This is a genomic window from Paenibacillus polysaccharolyticus (genome assembly GCF_023714295.1).
GTDB lineage: Bacteria > Bacillota > Bacilli > Paenibacillales > Paenibacillaceae > Paenibacillus > Paenibacillus polysaccharolyticus_A.
The window spans coordinates 1-472 of the sequence record NZ_JAMAUN010000036.1; the positions used below are offsets into that span (position 1 = coordinate 1).

The 472-nt window shown below is 60.0% G+C and carries 1 protein-coding gene; it reads right to left on the reverse strand.

Features of this window, described 5'->3' with window-relative positions:
• Positions 1-4: 4 nt before the first annotated feature.
• Positions 5-472, reverse strand: a 468-nt coding sequence (locus M3629_RS28050) for a type II secretion system F family protein (protein ID WP_251512174.1), incomplete at its 5' end; no start/stop codon positions are given.

A 472-nucleotide genomic window follows, 5' to 3' on the forward strand; every position in this document is an offset into this window, starting at 1 on the left:
TTTCTCATCCTCCCGCCCCGCCAATGGCATCGCCCAGGTGAAAAACGGGCAAATACATTGCCACCACCAGAATCCCGACCAGCGAGCCGGTTATCACCAGCATCATTGGTTCAAGATGCGCAGCCAGACTATCGGCTCGCTGATAGGTTTGCTGGCGATGGTGATGCGCCAGGTTTTCCAGCATCTGATCCAGCGCTCCCGCGCTTTCCCCCGTGCGGATGAGCTGCAGGCACAGCGGTGTAAAACCGCCGCAGCGGCTTAACGCCAGCCAAATCGGCTCCCCCTGAACGATCAGCGCGCGGGCCTGCGCCAGACGCTGGCGCCATAGCGGGCACGACAGGGACTCTTCAACGCTTTGCAGCCCCTGCAGAAAGCTAATACCGGCGCTTTGGGTTAACGCCAGGATGGTGAAGATCAGGCTCAGCTGTTGTCCGCCGATCAGGGAGCCAATGAGAGGAAGCGCGTTAAGCAA